The sequence below is a fragment of the Duganella violaceipulchra genome (assembly GCF_019166075.1).
Lineage (GTDB): Bacteria > Pseudomonadota > Gammaproteobacteria > Burkholderiales > Burkholderiaceae_D > Rugamonas > Rugamonas violaceipulchra.
In genome coordinates, this window is record NZ_JAHTGR010000015.1 from 23,176 (window position 1) to 37,641 (window position 14,466).

Annotated in this window: 16 protein-coding genes; 5 read left to right on the plus strand and 11 right to left on the minus strand. The window is 66.0% G+C overall.

Translation table 11 applies throughout. The annotated features are described in order from the left end of the window. Positions 1–1,605 carry a phytoene desaturase family protein gene (locus tag KVP70_RS24525; RefSeq protein WP_217945061.1) on the plus strand — a complete coding sequence of 535 codons (1,605 nt, stop codon included), beginning with the start codon at positions 1–3 and terminating at the stop codon, positions 1,603–1,605. Here the strand turns inward: KVP70_RS24525 and KVP70_RS24530 are convergent, their stop codons facing one another. The 3 genes from KVP70_RS24530 to KVP70_RS24540 are packed head-to-tail and all read right to left on the minus strand — an operon-like array spanning position 1,606 to position 4,179. Further along, positions 1,606–2,574 (minus strand): threo-3-hydroxy-L-aspartate ammonia-lyase, encoded by a 969-nt coding sequence (locus KVP70_RS24530; protein ID WP_217945062.1) that lies wholly within the window; start codon positions 2,572–2,574, stop codon positions 1,606–1,608. Positions 2,575–2,588: 14 nt separating this feature from the next. Beyond that, positions 2,589–3,563 (minus strand): ornithine cyclodeaminase family protein, encoded by a 975-nt coding sequence (locus KVP70_RS24535; protein ID WP_217945063.1) that lies wholly within the window; start codon positions 3,561–3,563, stop codon positions 2,589–2,591. After that, positions 3,553–4,179, minus strand: coding sequence for a helix-turn-helix transcriptional regulator (locus KVP70_RS24540; RefSeq protein ID WP_217945064.1), 627 nt, complete (start codon positions 4,177–4,179; stop codon positions 3,553–3,555). The genes KVP70_RS24535 and KVP70_RS24540 overlap by 11 nt, the downstream gene beginning before the upstream one ends. Before the next feature lie 108 nt (positions 4,180–4,287). Between KVP70_RS24540 and KVP70_RS24545 the strand changes: the two genes are divergently transcribed. Beyond that, positions 4,288–4,737: a DUF2147 domain-containing protein gene (locus KVP70_RS24545; protein WP_229225069.1), complete on the plus strand. Its 450-nt coding sequence runs from the start codon at positions 4,288–4,290 to the stop codon at positions 4,735–4,737. Positions 4,738–4,767: 30 nt separating this feature from the next. On the opposite strand, the gene KVP70_RS24550 is transcribed toward KVP70_RS24545, so the two are convergent. Then, entirely contained in the window at positions 4,768–5,598 is an 831-nt protein-coding gene (locus KVP70_RS24550) for a spondin domain-containing protein (protein ID WP_217945065.1), read from the minus strand. Positions 5,599–5,853: 255 nt separating this feature from the next. On the opposite strand from KVP70_RS24550, the gene KVP70_RS24555 reads away from it, so the two are divergent. After that, positions 5,854–7,320 (plus strand): ice-binding family protein, encoded by a 1,467-nt coding sequence (locus KVP70_RS24555; RefSeq protein ID WP_217945066.1) that lies wholly within the window; start codon positions 5,854–5,856, stop codon positions 7,318–7,320. A gap of 17 nt (positions 7,321–7,337) precedes the next feature. Next, positions 7,338–8,057 (plus strand): OmpA family protein, encoded by a 720-nt coding sequence (locus tag KVP70_RS24560; protein WP_229225075.1) that lies wholly within the window; start codon positions 7,338–7,340, stop codon positions 8,055–8,057. 1 nt (position 8,058) lies between these two features. On the opposite strand, the gene KVP70_RS24565 is transcribed toward KVP70_RS24560, so the two are convergent. Then, entirely contained in the window at positions 8,059–8,820 is a 762-nt protein-coding gene (locus KVP70_RS24565) for a ThuA domain-containing protein (RefSeq protein ID WP_217945067.1), read from the minus strand. Between the two features lie 116 nt (positions 8,821–8,936). On the opposite strand from KVP70_RS24565, the gene KVP70_RS24570 reads away from it, so the two are divergent. Continuing rightward, positions 8,937–9,305, plus strand: a complete 369-nt coding sequence (locus KVP70_RS24570) for a YbaN family protein (protein ID WP_217945068.1) — start codon at positions 8,937–8,939, stop codon at positions 9,303–9,305. Here the strand turns inward: KVP70_RS24570 and KVP70_RS24575 are convergent, their stop codons facing one another. From KVP70_RS24575 to purH, 6 genes are all read right to left on the minus strand, one after another. After that, entirely contained in the window at positions 9,306–9,770 is a 465-nt protein-coding gene (locus KVP70_RS24575; protein ID WP_217945069.1) for a YaiI/YqxD family protein, read from the minus strand. After that, positions 9,770–10,825 carry a Holliday junction branch migration DNA helicase RuvB gene (gene ruvB / locus KVP70_RS24580; protein WP_217945070.1) on the minus strand — a complete coding sequence of 352 codons (1,056 nt, stop codon included), beginning with the start codon at positions 10,823–10,825 and terminating at the stop codon, positions 9,770–9,772. The genes KVP70_RS24575 and ruvB overlap by 1 nt, the downstream gene beginning before the upstream one ends. A 19-nt stretch (positions 10,826–10,844) precedes the next feature. Then, positions 10,845–11,144 (minus strand): hypothetical protein, encoded by a 300-nt coding sequence (locus KVP70_RS24585; protein ID WP_217945071.1) that lies wholly within the window; start codon positions 11,142–11,144, stop codon positions 10,845–10,847. Positions 11,145–11,477: 333 nt separating this feature from the next. Continuing rightward, positions 11,478–12,056, minus strand: coding sequence for a Holliday junction branch migration protein RuvA (ruvA, locus tag KVP70_RS24590; RefSeq protein ID WP_070271126.1), 579 nt, complete (start codon positions 12,054–12,056; stop codon positions 11,478–11,480). A gap of 27 nt (positions 12,057–12,083) precedes the next feature. Further along, positions 12,084–12,644 (minus strand): crossover junction endodeoxyribonuclease RuvC, encoded by a 561-nt coding sequence (gene ruvC, locus KVP70_RS24595; protein WP_217945072.1) that lies wholly within the window; start codon positions 12,642–12,644, stop codon positions 12,084–12,086. Between the two features lie 223 nt (positions 12,645–12,867). Then, positions 12,868–14,454: a bifunctional phosphoribosylaminoimidazolecarboxamide formyltransferase/IMP cyclohydrolase gene (gene purH / locus KVP70_RS24600; RefSeq protein WP_217945073.1), complete on the minus strand. Its 1,587-nt coding sequence runs from the start codon at positions 14,452–14,454 to the stop codon at positions 12,868–12,870. Positions 14,455–14,466 lie beyond the last annotated feature (12 nt).

The window sequence follows — 14,466 nt, forward strand, 5'->3', positions numbered from 1 at the left end:
ATGCGCGACGTGATCATTATCGGCGGCGGCCACAACGGCCTGGTGTGCGCCCACTATCTGGCCAAGGCAGGATTGAAGGTCACGGTGCTGGAGCAGCGCGGCGTGGTCGGCGGCGCGGCGGTGACCGAGGAATTCCATCCGGGCTTCCGCAATTCCGTGGCCGCGTACACCGTCTCGCTGCTCAACCCCAAGGTGATCCGCGACCTGGAGCTGGTCAGGCACGGGCTGAAGATCGTCGAACGGCCGCTGTCGAACTTCCTGCCATTGGACGACGGCCGTTATCTGAAAGTCGGCCCCGGCAAGACCGCCGAGGAAGTGGCCAAGTTTTCCCAGCGCGACGCGGACCGCCTGCAAGCCTATGGCGAACATCTGGAAGTGGCCGCCGAGCTGCTGCGCGACACCGTGCTGCAAACCCCGCCCAACCTGGTCCAGGGCAACTGGCTCAGCGCCCTGCCCGAGCTGATCAAGGCCGGCGGCCTGGGCAACCGCATGCGCAAGCTGCCGCTGGCCACCCAGCGCGAGCTGCTCGACCTGTTCACCAAATCGGCCGGCGACTATCTGGACGGCTGGTTCGAGAGCGCGCCGATCAAGGCCGCCTTCGGCTTCGACAGCATTGTCGGCAACTACGCCAGCCCGTACACGCCCGGTTCCGCCTATGTGCTGCTGCACCATGTGTTCGGCGAGGTGAACGGCAAGAAAGGCGCTTGGGGCCACGCCATCGGCGGCATGGGCGCCATCACGCAGGCGATGGCCAGCGCGGCCGAGGCGCGCGGGGTCGAGCTCCGCACCGGCTGCGGCGTAAAGGAAGTGTTGCTGGATAAGGGCCGCGCCGTGGGCGTGGTCACCGCGCAGGGCGAGCGGCTCGATGCGCGAGTAGTGGTGTCCAACCTCAATCCGCGCCTGTTGTACACGTCCTTGGTCGATCCGGCCGCCCTGCCCGCCGATTTCCTGCGCCGCATGGAAGGCTGGCGCTGCGGCTCCGGCACCTTCCGCATGAACGTGGCGCTGTCGGAGCTGCCGGACTTCAGCTGCCTGCCCGGCAAGACGATGGCGGAGCATCATGGCAGCGGCATCATCATCGCCCCCAGCCTCGACTACATGGAGCGGGCCTACCACGACGCCCGCGCGCTGGGCTGGGCACGCAAGCCCATCGTCGAAGTGCTGATTCCTTCCACGCTGGACCCGACCCTGGCGCCGCCCGGCCAGCACGTGGCCAGCCTGTTCTGCCAGCACGTGGCGCCACAGTTGCCCGACGGCGCCAGCTGGGATCAGCACCGCGACACCGTCGCCGACTTGATGATAGCCACCGTCAACAAGTACGCGCCCAATTTCAAGCAGTCCGTGCTGGGCCGGCAGATCATGAGTCCACTCGACCTGGAGCGCACCTTTGGCCTGGTCGGCGGCGACATCTTCCACGGCGCGCTGGGACTGGACCAACTGTTCTCGGCGCGGCCGATGCTGGGCCACGCCGACTATCGCGGCCCGATCTCCGGCCTGTACACCTGCGGCGCCGGCACCCACCCCGGCGGCGGCGTGACCGGCGCGCCGGGACACAACGCGGCGCACGAGATCCTGCGCGACTTCAAGCAAAAAAAATATGCGTAGTTAATGCGCCAGCAAGGCGGCGTAACGGTCGATGTCGACGTTGCCGCCGCTGATGATGACGCCGATCCGCTGGCCTTGCAGCTGGTCCTTCATCGCCCGCGCGGCGGCGAAGCCCAGGCAGCCGGTCGGCTCGACCACCATCTTCATGCGCGCCGCGATGAAGCGCATTTCGTGGCGCAGCTGCTCGTCGCTGACGGTCAGGATATCGTCCACGTCGCGCTGGATGATGGGGAAGGTCAGCTTGCCCAGGTGCTGGGTCTGGGCGCCGTCGGCGATGGTCTTCGGCGTTTCGATATGCACGATGCTGCCGCTGCGGAACGATTGCTGGCCGTCGTTGCCCGCTTCCGGCTCCACGCCGTAGATCCTGGTCGACGGCGAGATCGCGCGCGACGCCAGCGCCGAGCCGCTCAGCAGGCCGCCGCCGCCCAGGCAGACGAACAGCGCGTCCAGGTGGCCCACCGTCTCCAGCAATTCCTTGGCCGCCGTGCCCTGCCCGGCGATCACGTCCGGATGGTCGTAGGGCGGGATCAGGGTCAGGCCGTGTTGCCGCGCCAGGTCGCGGCCGATCTGTTCGCGGTCTTCGGTGTAGCGGTCGTAGCTCACCACTTGCGCGCCGTAGCCGCGCGTGGCGGCGACCTTGGAGGCCGGCGCGTCGAGCGGCATGATGATGGTGGCCGGGATGTCCAGCAGTTTGGCCGCCAGCGCGATCGCCTGCGCATGGTTCCCCGACGAGAACGCCACCACGCCGGCGCGGCGCTGCTCGGGCGTGAAGCGCGCCAGGGCGTTGTAGCCGCCGCGGAACTTGAACGCGCCCATGCGCTGCATGTTCTCGCATTTGAAGAACACCTCGGCGCCCAGCTCTTCATTGGCGGTGCGCGAGGTGGCCACCGGCGTGTGGTGGGCGTGGCCGGCGATGCGTTCCGAGGCGGCCAGCACGTCGGCGTAGCTTGGGAGGTTCAGTTCGTTCATGGTTGTCCTTGTCGTTACCAGGGCCAGGCGATATGGGTGCCCGTGCCAGTTGCCAAAGCGCGCCGTTGCAGCATGCGCGCCACCGAAAGATCCTGCAGGGCCAGGCCCGTCATGTCGAAGAGGGTGATGGCGTCCGCCGCGATGCCGTGGCGGGCGGGCACATCGGCCGCCAGCAGCGCGCCCAATTCCTGCACCGGCGTTTGCGGCGCCCATTGCAGCTCGCCGATGCTGAGCGCCTGCGCCAGGTCGTCGACCCAGGTGTGGGCCAGCGCCAGCATGCCTTCCGGCAGTTCGCGCTTGCCGCGCGTGTCGCTGCCGACGCAGTTCAAATGGGTGCCGGCACGCACGGCCTGCGCCGAGAACAGCGCGCCGCGTCCGGTGGTGGCGGTGATGACGATGTCGCTCGCGGCCACCGCCGCGTCGGCGCCGGCGCCGGGCGCGATGTCGCAGCGCTGCGCGAAGCGCGCCTCGAACTGCGGATCGCGGCGGCCGTCGGAGGTCAGGTAGCGCACGCGCCGCAGGCCGGGCAGCACGCGCAGCGCGTAGTCGACATGCGCCGCGCCCTGCACGCCGGTGCCGAACACGCACAGGCGCTCGCTGTCGGGCCGCGCCAGCGCCAGCAAGCCCAGGGCGCCGGCGGCGGCGGTGCGCGCGGTGGTGACGGCGTTGCCGTCGATCAGGCATTGCGGCCGTCCACTGGCCGGGTCGAACAGCATGATGGTGGCCTGGTGGCCGTCGGCGCCGTACTGGCGGTTGCCGGGCCAGAAGCCGGCCGCCTTCATGCCCAGCAGGTCCTGCGTCATCACGCCGCCGGACTTGATGCCGAACACCCCGGCCGGCAGCGCCTCGCGCACCAGCGGGAAGATGCGGCCGTCGCCGCTGGCGTGCAGGCGGAATGATTCGCGCACGGCGGCCAGCACCTCGTCCGGCTGCAGCAGCGCGGCGGCCTGGTCGCGGTCCAGTAGCAACAGCTGGGCGTTATCTGGCATCGTTGTACACCGTGGCGCGCGAGACGTTCAAATAATTGGCGACGATATCCATGGCGCGCCGCACGTCGCCCAGGCCCGATTCCTTCAGTTCGCGCATCAGCGCCTTGCGCTCCTCGGCCTTGAACGCGCGCGGCGTGGTGGCCAGGCGTGCGGCGAACTGGTCGATGCGGGCGCGGATGGCGTCGGCGCCGGCCGGCTCCAGCGTCTCGCGCACGGCGCTATCGTTGTCGACCGCGCTGAACTGCGTCAACAGGGTGTTCAGGCTGCGGAACACCGTCAGGTCGACGTTCATGCACAGCGCGGCGACGTACTGGCCGGTGCTGTCCTTGATGCCGATCGAGGTGCTCTTGGCGCGGCGGCCGTCGGCGAAGGTGTTGGGGTAGTTGGCGATCACCTGGGCGACGTCGGGATCGGCGGCGCGCGCCAGCCCCAGCTCGGTGGCCGGCGCGCCGACGGCGCGGCCGGACAAGTTGTTGTGGATCGCCAGGATGGCATGTTCGGGATCGGTCAGATCGTGCAGCACCACTTCGCAGAACGGCGCCAGGGTCTGGCCCAGGCCGTCGGCGATCTGGCGCATCTGTTCCAGCAGGTTTTGCTGTTCGACTGTCTTTTTCATTTACACATATTATCTTGTTTTAGATTATTTGTGTAAAATCCACCAAAATAGTACGACCGGTCATTTTTTTGCTACACTCTTTGAACAAAAAATCACCTGGAGACTCACATGCGTACTTTGAAATTCCTGGGCCTGGCGGTTGCGGCCTTCCTGTCGATCGCCCCCGCCTTCGCCGACGACGCCTCGCCGATCGGCCTGTGGAAAAATATCGACGACAAGACCGGCAAGCCGAAAGCGCTGATCCGCGTCACCGAGACCAACGGCGTGCTGCAAGGCCAGATCGAGAAACTGTTCCGCGAACCCGGCGAAGACCAGGCCCCCAGCTGCGAAAAGTGCAAGGATGCGCGCAAGGGCAAGCCGGTGATCGGCATGGTCATCATGACCAACCTGAAGAAGGACGGCGACGAATACAACGGCGGCCAGATCCTCGACCCGGACGACGGCGAGACCTACAAGTGCAAGCTGCACCTGACCGATGGCGGCAAGAAGCTGAGCATGCGCGGCTACATCGGCGTGCCGATGCTGGGCCGTTCGCAAGTGTGGGTGCGCCAGGAATAAGCGCCCGCCCTATTCCCGGCGCTGCCCCAGTTAAGCGCCGGCGCCTTGACGGCGACGGGCGAGCAAGCCCAGCAAGCCGAGGCCGGCGAACAGCATCGCATACGTTTCCGGCTCCGGCACCGCCGCTACCGAGATATCCAGGCGGCCGATGGATTGCTGGGTATTGAAGTTCAGCGCGGTCCAGTCGACGTTGGCCGGCACGTAGTGGCCGTCGTCGACAAAGCTCAGGTAGGGATTGCCAGTCGCGACATGCACCACGCCGTGCTCATCGATCCCCTGGTTCGGCCCCTTCTGGCCGCCGCCGATGCCGTAGGCGCCGTTGGCCAGCGAATAGGCAAAGTTGTTCTGCTCGGTGCCGGCGTCATACACATGGCCGGCGCCGCCCAGCGCCAGCGACAGCTGCCCGCCCCCCGCCAGCGACGCCAGGTCGATCGCCTTGGCATTGTCATTGCCGATAAAGAAATCGTTGCTGAGCACGACCATCGCGGCGTAGCTCAGGTAGCGGTTGGCGCCGTTCAGGTCGACGTTGTGCAGCGTGAACGTGCTGCTGGCGCCGGGGAAGCGCGGGCCGTTCGGCAGCGTGGTCTGCAGGCCGCCGGCGGCCTGGCTGGCGAAGTTGGCCGTGAGCACCTTGGCGTTGCCGTCTTCGGCGGCGCGCTCGACCGCCACCGAGGCCGCGCTGCCCACATCGAAACTATCGAAGCTGCCGTTATGCAGCCCCAGCCACAACGGCGCGACGCCGACACCGCCGGCCGGCGCGGTATTGGTGAAGGTGAAGGTGACGTCGGCCGCCTGGGCGGCGCAGGCGGACAGGCTGACGCAGGCGGCCAGCACGGCCTTGGCAAGAGTGTAAGGTTTCATCTGAGGTCTTCCTTGGTGAGGTGAACAGGATGCCGCGCCGATGCGCGGCTCGTGTTGGTCACATGGCATCACCCCCGCCTTACAAACATTTCATTTTTATATTTTTTGTATCCGTTGTAAGGATGTCGCAGCGGCCTCGACTAAGAGCGCTAGCGTACATACCGACTCCGTCGTGCATGAGACCGTGGAACACTTGCCTATCGCACATAGCGAAGGCCGCCAGTTGGCCCACTGTTTCAGCACAAAGGAAACATCATGAAATTCCTGCAACGATCCACCCAGACCCTGATCTGTTCCGTCGGCCTGCTCGCCGCCGCCCTGCTGGCAGGCTGCGGCGGCGGCGACCAGGGGCGCGATCCCATCCTCGGCCTGCCGGCCGCCACGCTGGTGTCGCTGGCGGTGACGCCGCCGGCGCCCAGCATCGCCCTCGGCACGACCCAGCAGTTCAGCGCCAGCGCCACCTATAGCGACGGCTCCACCCAGGCCGTTACCGCCGCCTGGAGCTCCGCCACCCCGGCCGTGGCCAGCATCGCCGCCGCCACCGGCCTGGCCACCAGCGCCGGCGTCGGCAGTTCCATCATCAGCGCCGCCTTCAACGGCAAGACCGCCACCGCCACGCTGACCGTCACCCCGCCCGTGCTGCTGTCGATCGCCGTCGCGCCGCAAGCGCCGACCGTGCGGATCGCCGCCTCGCGCCAGCTGGTCGTGGTCGGCACTTATTCCGACGCCAGCACCCAGGACCTGACCGCCAGCGCGACCTTCGCCTCGGCCACGCCGGCCAGCGCCACCGTCAACGCCCGCGGCCTGGTCACCGGTGTCGCACTGGGCACCTCGGTGGTCACCGCCACCAGCAACGGCATGAGCGCCAGCACCACCGTCACCGTGCCTTCCGCCACGCTCACCAGCATCGCCGTCACCCCGGCCAACCCCACCGTCCTGATCGGCGGCCAGCAGCAATTCGTCGCCACCGCCACCTACTCGGATAACAGCACCGCCCTGGTCACCGGCAGCGCCGCCTGGAGCGCCACCACCCCGGCCATCGGCACCATCACCACGGTCGGCATGGCCACCGGCGTCACCGTCGGCACCACCACCGTCACCGCCACCGTCGGCGCCAAATCGGGCAGCGCCGCGCTGACCGTGACCGCCGGCGTGTTGCCACCGCTGCCACCAGTGGCCCAGCCGGTCCCGCTGGGCAACGCGGCCAGCTTCGCCGTCCTGGCCGGCACCTCGCTGACCAACAACGCCGGCGGCACCACGCTGATCACTGGCGATGTCGGCTCGCCGTCGCAAACCACCGATCCAACCCTGGTGGCCGGCTTCACCAACTACAAATCCGGCGCCATCCTGGCCGGCGCCCTGGCCGACCTGCAAGTGGCCATCAGCAACGCCAACGGCCGCACTTGCGACGTCAGCTTTGCCGGCGACATCGATCTCGGCGGCCAGACCTTCGCCCCGGGCGTCTACTGCTATGCCGGCGCCATCAACATCACCGGCACCGTGACCTTGAGCGGTCCCGGCGTGTACATCTTCCGCACCGCGCTGACCTTGAACTCGACCGCCAATTCGATCGTCGCCCTGAGCAACGGCGCCACTGCGGCCAATGTCAACTGGCTGCCGGTCGGCCCGACCACACTGGGCGCCAACAGCGTCTTCAAGGGCAACATCCTGGGCCAGTCGGCTGCGATCACGGTGGGCGACAACTGGCGCAACTGCCGCTGACCGAGCGGCTGTCGCTGCTGGGCCGGGTCGGCGCCAACTACGCCAAGACCAGCACGCATTTCAGCGGCAACCGCCTGGCGGCCGTCACCGGCCCCGATCAGAGCGAGCACAAGTTCAACCCCAAGGCCGGCGTCGGCCTGGAGTACAAGCTCAACGAAGCCTTGGCGCTGCGCGGCGAGGTGGAGCGCTACCGCGTCAACGACGCGGTCGGCAATCGCGGCAATGTCGACCTGCTGTCGGTCAGCCTGGTCTACAAGCTGGGCCGGCCGGCGCACAGCGCGCCGGTGTATGTGCCGCCGCCGGCGGCCGAACCGGCGCCGCCACCGCCTGCGGTAACGCCGTTGCCGCCGCCGCCGAAAGCGCCGCAGCCGACGTCGGAGAAAGTCTCGTTCGCCGCCGAAGCGCTGTTTGATTTCGACAAGTCGGCCGTCAAGCCGGACGGCAAGGCCGCGCTGGACGACCTGCTGACCAAGCTGCGGGGCATGGACACCGAGGTGATGGTCACCGTCGGCCATACCGACTCGGTCGGCGCCAACGACTACAACCAGAAGCTGTCGCTGCGCCGCGCCGAAGCGGTCAAGGCCTACCTGGTGAGCAAGGGCGTGGACGCGTCGCGCATCTACACCGAGGGCAAGGGCGAGACCCAGCCGCTGGCCGACAACCGCACGGCCGATGGCCGCGCCAAGAACCGCCGCGTGACGGTGGAAGTGGTCGGCACCCGCAGCGTCGCGAAGTAAGCTAGGGCTCGATGCCTTTGCCGGTGGCGGTCCAGTAGAGGCCGCCCATCAGGTGATGCAGGTATTGCGGGTCGCGGTACATCTCGCCGTTGTGGCCCAGCGCCGTGACGAACACGCGGCCTTTTTCAACTCGGTGGTACCACGCCACCGGGTGATCCCTGCCCATTCCTGTGGACACTTGACCCGGCCAGATTTTGGTCGGGTCGTAAGTGCTCTCGTCCACGTTCAGCACCGGCTCGATACGGATGTGGTGCGGATTGCTGGACACATACCATTCATCGCTCCAAAGCCAGCGCTGCGGCAAGCCGTAGGTCGCCGGGAATTTCTTGTCCACCACCTCGACCACGCCGGTCTGCAACATCGGATGGTTGCCTATGGTGCGACCCACCAGCTTCTCGAACCAGGGCCAGGTATTGGCCGGAATGATCAGCGCGCGATGCACCAGCATGGCGTTGCCGCCTGCGCGCATATAGTCCTCGAACTTCCTGCGGCGCGGCTCGCTGAGCTCCTCGCCCGGCGTGTTCAGGAACACCACCGCCGCGTATTGGCCCAGGTCGCCGTCGAAAACTTCCGGCTTGCTGGTGTAAGTCAGTTCGAAAGCATGCAGCCTGGCCAGCTGCTCGAAGCTGTCGCGCGCGATCGGAATGTATTCGTAGTGGTATTTGCCGGGCATGGCCAGCACCAGCACCTTGTACTGGTTGTCGGCATGGACGGCCCCCGCCAGCAGCAGCCAGGCGCACAGCGTCATCAGGATTTTTTTCATGGTGGCCCTCAATAAAAAGATAGCGCTAACATCGCATGCGCCTGCGGCGCTGTAAAGCACTATCCATGCTGCGGGACAGCATGGATAATGGAACGGTCCACATTACGGCAGAGCGCATGAAAATTTTCCTGAACCTGGTCGGCTGCGTGGCGGTCGCGCTGGGCATCCTCGGCATCTTCCTGCCGCTGTTGCCGACCACACCCTTCCTGCTGCTGGCGTCGGCCTGCTTCGCGCGCGGCTCGACCCGCCTGCACCACTGGTTGCTGACCAACCGCGTCTTCGGCAACTACCTGCGCGACTACGAGAACGGCAAGGGCATCCCCTTGCGCGGCAAGATCTGGACGCTGATTTTCATGTGGGCGTCGCTGGCTTACTCGATGTGGCGGATGGACAAGCTCGGCTTGCAGATCATGCTGCTGCTCATCGGCAGTTGCGTGACCATCTACCTGACCCGCTTCGTGCCCACCATGCGCATCCCCAAATAATCACGCGCCGCGCGACTCGCGCTGGATCTTGCTGATATGCCGGTCCAGGCTGTTGGCGAAGTTTTGCCGGTCGCCCTGGTTGAACGCCGCCGGGCCGCCGGTGTCGACGCCGCTGCCGCGCAGCTCGTCCATGAAGGCGCGCATGGTCAGCATCTGCGCGATATTGTCGTTGGTGTAGAACTCGCCGCGTGGGTTGAGCGCGTAGCCGCCCTTCTTCAGCACGTCCGACGCCAGCGGGATGTCGCCGGTAACCACCAGGTCGCCGGGCGCCAGCAGGCGCACGATTTCCTGGTCGGCCACGTCGGCGCCGGACGGCACTTGCACCGAACGGATGTGGCGCGACGGCGGCACCCGCAGCAACTGGTTGGCCACCAGCGTGACCTGCAGCGGCACGCGGTCGGCCACGCGGTAGAGGATGTCCTTGATGACCGCCGGACAGGCGTCGGCGTCGACCCAGATCTGCATCACAGCTCCCACAATTCGCCGTTGGGACTGGTGCGCGGCGGCGTCACGCCGAAGTGCTTGTAGGCGGCCGGCGTGGCGACGCGGCCGCGCGGCGTGCGCTGCAAAAAGCCTTGCTGGATCAGATAGGGCTCCAGCACGTCCTCGATGGTGTCGGCCGCTTCGCCGATGGCCGCCGCCAGGTTGCCGATGCCGACCGGGCCGCCGCCGAACTTGAACAACACCGCTTCGAGCAGCTTGCGGTCCATGACGTCGAAGCCGACCGTGTCGACATCGAGCATGACCAGCGCGGCGTCGGCGGTGACCTTGGTGATGTCGCCGTTGCTCTTGACTTCGGCGTAGTCGCGCACGCGGCGCAGCAGGCGGTTGGCGATACGCGGCGTGCCGCGCGCGCGGCGGGCGATTTCCACCGCGCCGTCGGGGACGATGTTGGCCTTCAACAGCGCGGCGCTGCGGGTGACGATCTTGGTCAGTTCCTCGGTGTTGTAGAACTCCAGCCGGGCGACGATGCCGAAGCGGTCGCGCAGCGGGTTGGTCAGCATGCCGGCGCGGGTGGTGGCGCCGACCAGCGTGAACGGCTGCAGGTCCAGCTTGACGGAGCGCGCGGCCGGGCCCTCGCCGATCATGATGTCGATCTGGTAGTCCTCCAGCGCCGGGTACAGGATCTCCTCGACCACCGGCGACAGGCGGTGGATCTCGTCGATGAACAGCACGTCGTTCGCTTCCAGGTTGGTCAGGATGGCAGCCAGGTCGCCCGGACGCTCCAGCACCGGGCCGGAAGTCTGGCGCAGGTTGACGCCCATCTCGCGCGCGATGATGTTGGCCAGGGTGGTCTTGCCCAGGCCGGGCGGGCCGAACAGCAAGGTATGGTCCAGCGCCTCCTTGCGGTTGCGGGCGGCGGCGATGAAGATCTCCAGCTGGTCGCGGATCTTGGACTGGCCGACGTATTCATCGAGATGCTTGGGGCGCAAAGCGCGCTCGATCGCCTCCTCATTCGGCGACGACGGCGCCGCGTCGATGATGCGTTGTTCGGTGAAGCTGTCGGTCTGGATGCTCATGCAGTTGCTGGTTGCCTATTTAATCAAGTCTTGGGGTTTTGCGTATTCGCTGCATGTAATCGCTCTGCAGTTTTTTGCTCAGTATAAGCTGTTGCAATTCTGGCTCAGTCAGCATGCGATTAGGGACGCCCGCCAACTCTGGCGGCGAATCGATTTTCAATATCAGTGATTCTACCTTGCCTTCATCGATCAACTGCTTCCAGGCTTTCAATGATGCTTTCAGCTGTGCGAGCCCGGCTGAGATATCGGGCCTCTGACGCGGTGAGGCATTCGAATCCGAACCCGAACCGTTGTCGCCACCAGTATTCGATGTGTCCATGTTTGCTCCTCAGCTCAGCCAATTGTTCGCTTGTAAGGGCCAGCTCGGCGGCGTAGTCCCTGCCGGTTAATGCCGTTGCGCCAATTACAAATCCATTCTGCGCAAGAATATGACCTCGAAAATTGGCAAGCGTTCCAACGTGACAGACAAAGCTATCTCCGGCTTTGGCAGCAGAGTAAGCGCGATGCGTCGTGACGAAACTTTCCTGTGCGTGGATGTAAACGCCAGGGAAATGGTTCCAGGGAAAGCGTGTTGCTTGCTCCATGATCGGCGGCTCCGCTTGGCTCGTTGGTCGAGCATAGGCGGGGCCGCCTGCGATTCGATTGAGGCGGATCAGCCTTTGGAGAGCGCTTTCAGCGCCTGCTTGATGCCGTCCGAGACGCCGCTGCCGGCCGGCACGGTCTTCAGTGCCAGCAAGGCTTCCTTGTCGGAATAGCCCAGCGCCAGCAACGCGTTCAGGATATCGGATTGCGAGTCCGGCACCGCGTGCGCGCCGCCGGCGCCGATATCCGCGCCCAGCTTGCCCTTCAGTTCCAGCAGCAGCCGTTCGGCGGTCTTCTTGCCGATGCCCGGCACCTTGACCAGGCGGCCCGACTCCTGCAACGTCACCGCCTGCGCCAGGTCGGCGATCGACATGCCCGACAGGATCGACAGCGCGGTGCGCGCGCCGACGCCGGTGATCTTGATCAGCTGGCGGAACACCGCGCGCTCCTCGGCGTTGCCGAAGCCGAACAGCAGGTGCGCATCCTCGCGGATCGCCTGGTGCGTGAACAGCACCACTTTCTCGCCCACGCCGGGCAGGTTGTAGAAGGTGCTCATCGGCACATCGACTTCGTAGCCGACGCCGCCGCAGTCAACCAGCAGTTGCGGCGGATTTTTTTCAAGCAGAATACCGGAGAGACGACCGATCATCGTGTGATTGCCTTTAAAGAGGAAGGGTTAGCCGACCAGGCGGCCGTTTTTCATGCGCAGGCCGGCCAGCGGACCGCGCGCGGCCGTGGTCGTGCCCTGGCCGGCGCCGGCGATCAGGGTCAGTGTTTCGCGGCTGTGGGCGTGGCAGATGGCGACGCCCAGCGCATCGGCGGCGTCGCTGCCGGGCAGGCCGGGCAGCGACAACAGCCGCGCCACCATGTCCTGCACCTGCGCCTTGACCGCGCGCCCGGTGCCCACCACCGCCTGCTTGACCTGGGTCGGCGAATACTCGGCCACGCTCAGGTCGGCCGACACCAGCGCGCAAATGGCCGCGCCGCGCGCCTGGCCCAGCAGCAGGGTCGATTGAGGATTGACGTTGACGAACACCTGCTCGATGGCGGCGTAGTCGGGTTGGTAGGTGCGGGCCACCTCGGCCACGCCGACCAGGATCACCTTGAGGCGCTCCGGCAGGCTGCCCTCGCCACTCTTGATGGTGCCGGAAGCGATGTAGCGCAGCCTGGCGCCCTGCTTGTGGATGACGCCAAAGCCGGTCGTGCGCAAGCCGGGGTCGATGCCGAGAATAATCATTCCCGGATTGTAACCGGGAACATTGAATGCTGTATATAAAAACAGTGCGGCGGACCCGCAGATCCGCCGCACTGTGCAAACTTGCGGGCCTTCTAATGCTAAATGAGGTTGCTGAAACGTGGTCGCAGCGAGGCGCGGCGCCGAAGACAGTGCGCTAGCACGGCAAGGGCCACACCGCAGGTGTGGCGAAACAACGAAGCTGCGGCCGCGTTTCAGCGACCGATTAGTGGCGGAAGTGGCGGGTGCCGGTGTACAGCATGACCACGCCGCGCTCGTCGGCCGCGTCGATCACTTCCTGGTCGCGCATCGAGCCGCCCGGATGGATCACGCAGGTCGCGCCGGCGTCGACCACCACGTCCAGGCCGTCGCGGAACGGGAAGAAGGCGTCCGACGCCACGACCGAACCGGCCAGCGACAGGCCGGCGTTCTGCGCCTTGATCGAGGCGATGCGGGCCGAGTCGATACGGCTCATCTGGCCGGCGCCCACGCCCAGCGTCATATTGTTACCGCAGAAGACGATGGCGTTGGACTTGACGTACTTGGCCACGCGCCAGGCGAACATCAGGTCTTGCAACTGCTGCGGCGTAGGCTGCAGCTTGCTGACCACTTTCAGGTCGCCGATCAGCACGTTCTTCGAATCGGCCGACTGCACCAGCAAACCGCCGCCGACGCGCTTGAAGTCCATCGCGTTGACGCCGTTACCGAGCGGGATTTCCAGCAGGCGCACGTTCTGCTTGGCCGACAGGATCTGCTTGGCTTCAGCGGTGAAGGTCGGCGCGATCAGCACTTCGACGAACAGCTTGGCCAGCTCGGTCGCGGCTGCGGCGTCCACTTCGACGTTGAAGGCGATGATGCCGCCGAACGCCGAGGTCGGATCGGTCTGCAGCGCGCGCTTGTAGGCGTCGGCCGCGTTGGCGCCCAGCGCCACGCCGCACGGATTGGCGTGCTTGACGATCACGCAGGCGGCGGTCTGGTCGAAGCTGCCCATGCTCTTCACGCATTCCCATGCGGCGTCCGCATCGGCGATGTTATTGAACGACAGTTCCTTGCCCTGCAGCTGGCGGTAGTTGGCCAGCGCGCCTTCGGTCGAGGTGACGTCGCGGTAGAACGCGGCCGACTGGTGCGGGTTTTCGCCGTAGCGCATGTCCTGCACTTTTTCAAACGCCACGTTCAGCGTGTTCGGATAGGTGTTGCGGCTGGCGTGGGCGCGGGTCGCGTCCAGGCTGGTCAGGTAGTTGGCGATGGCGCCGTCGTACTGCGCGGTGTGCGCATAGACCTTGGTGGCCAGCTTGAAACGGGTATCGTAGCTGACGTGGCCAGGAGCGTTGTCGCTGGCCTTCATTTCAGCCAGCACCACGCCGTAGTCAGCAGGATCGCAGATGACCACCACGTCCTTGTGGTTCTTGGCGGAGGAACGCAGCATGGCCGGGCCGCCGATGTCGATGTTCTCGATCGCGTCTTCCAGCGTGCAGGTTTCCTTGGCCACGGTGGCCTGGAACGGGTACAGGTTGACCACTACCATGTCGATGGTCGGAATGTTGTGCTCTGCCAGCTTGGCCATGTGCTCAGGGAAATCGCGGCGGGCCAGGATGCCGCCGTGGACTTTCGGGTGCAGCGTCTTGACGCGGCCATCGAGCATCTCCGGGAAGCCGGTGTAGTCGGCCACTTCGGTCACGGCGACGCCGTTGTCGGCCAGCAGTTTGGCGGTGCCGCCGGTCGACAGGATGTTGACGCCCATGGCGGACAGCGCGCGGGCGAAGTCCAGCACACCGGTTTTGTCGGAGACGGAGATGAGAGCTTGTTTAATCATGGCTTGAGAGGG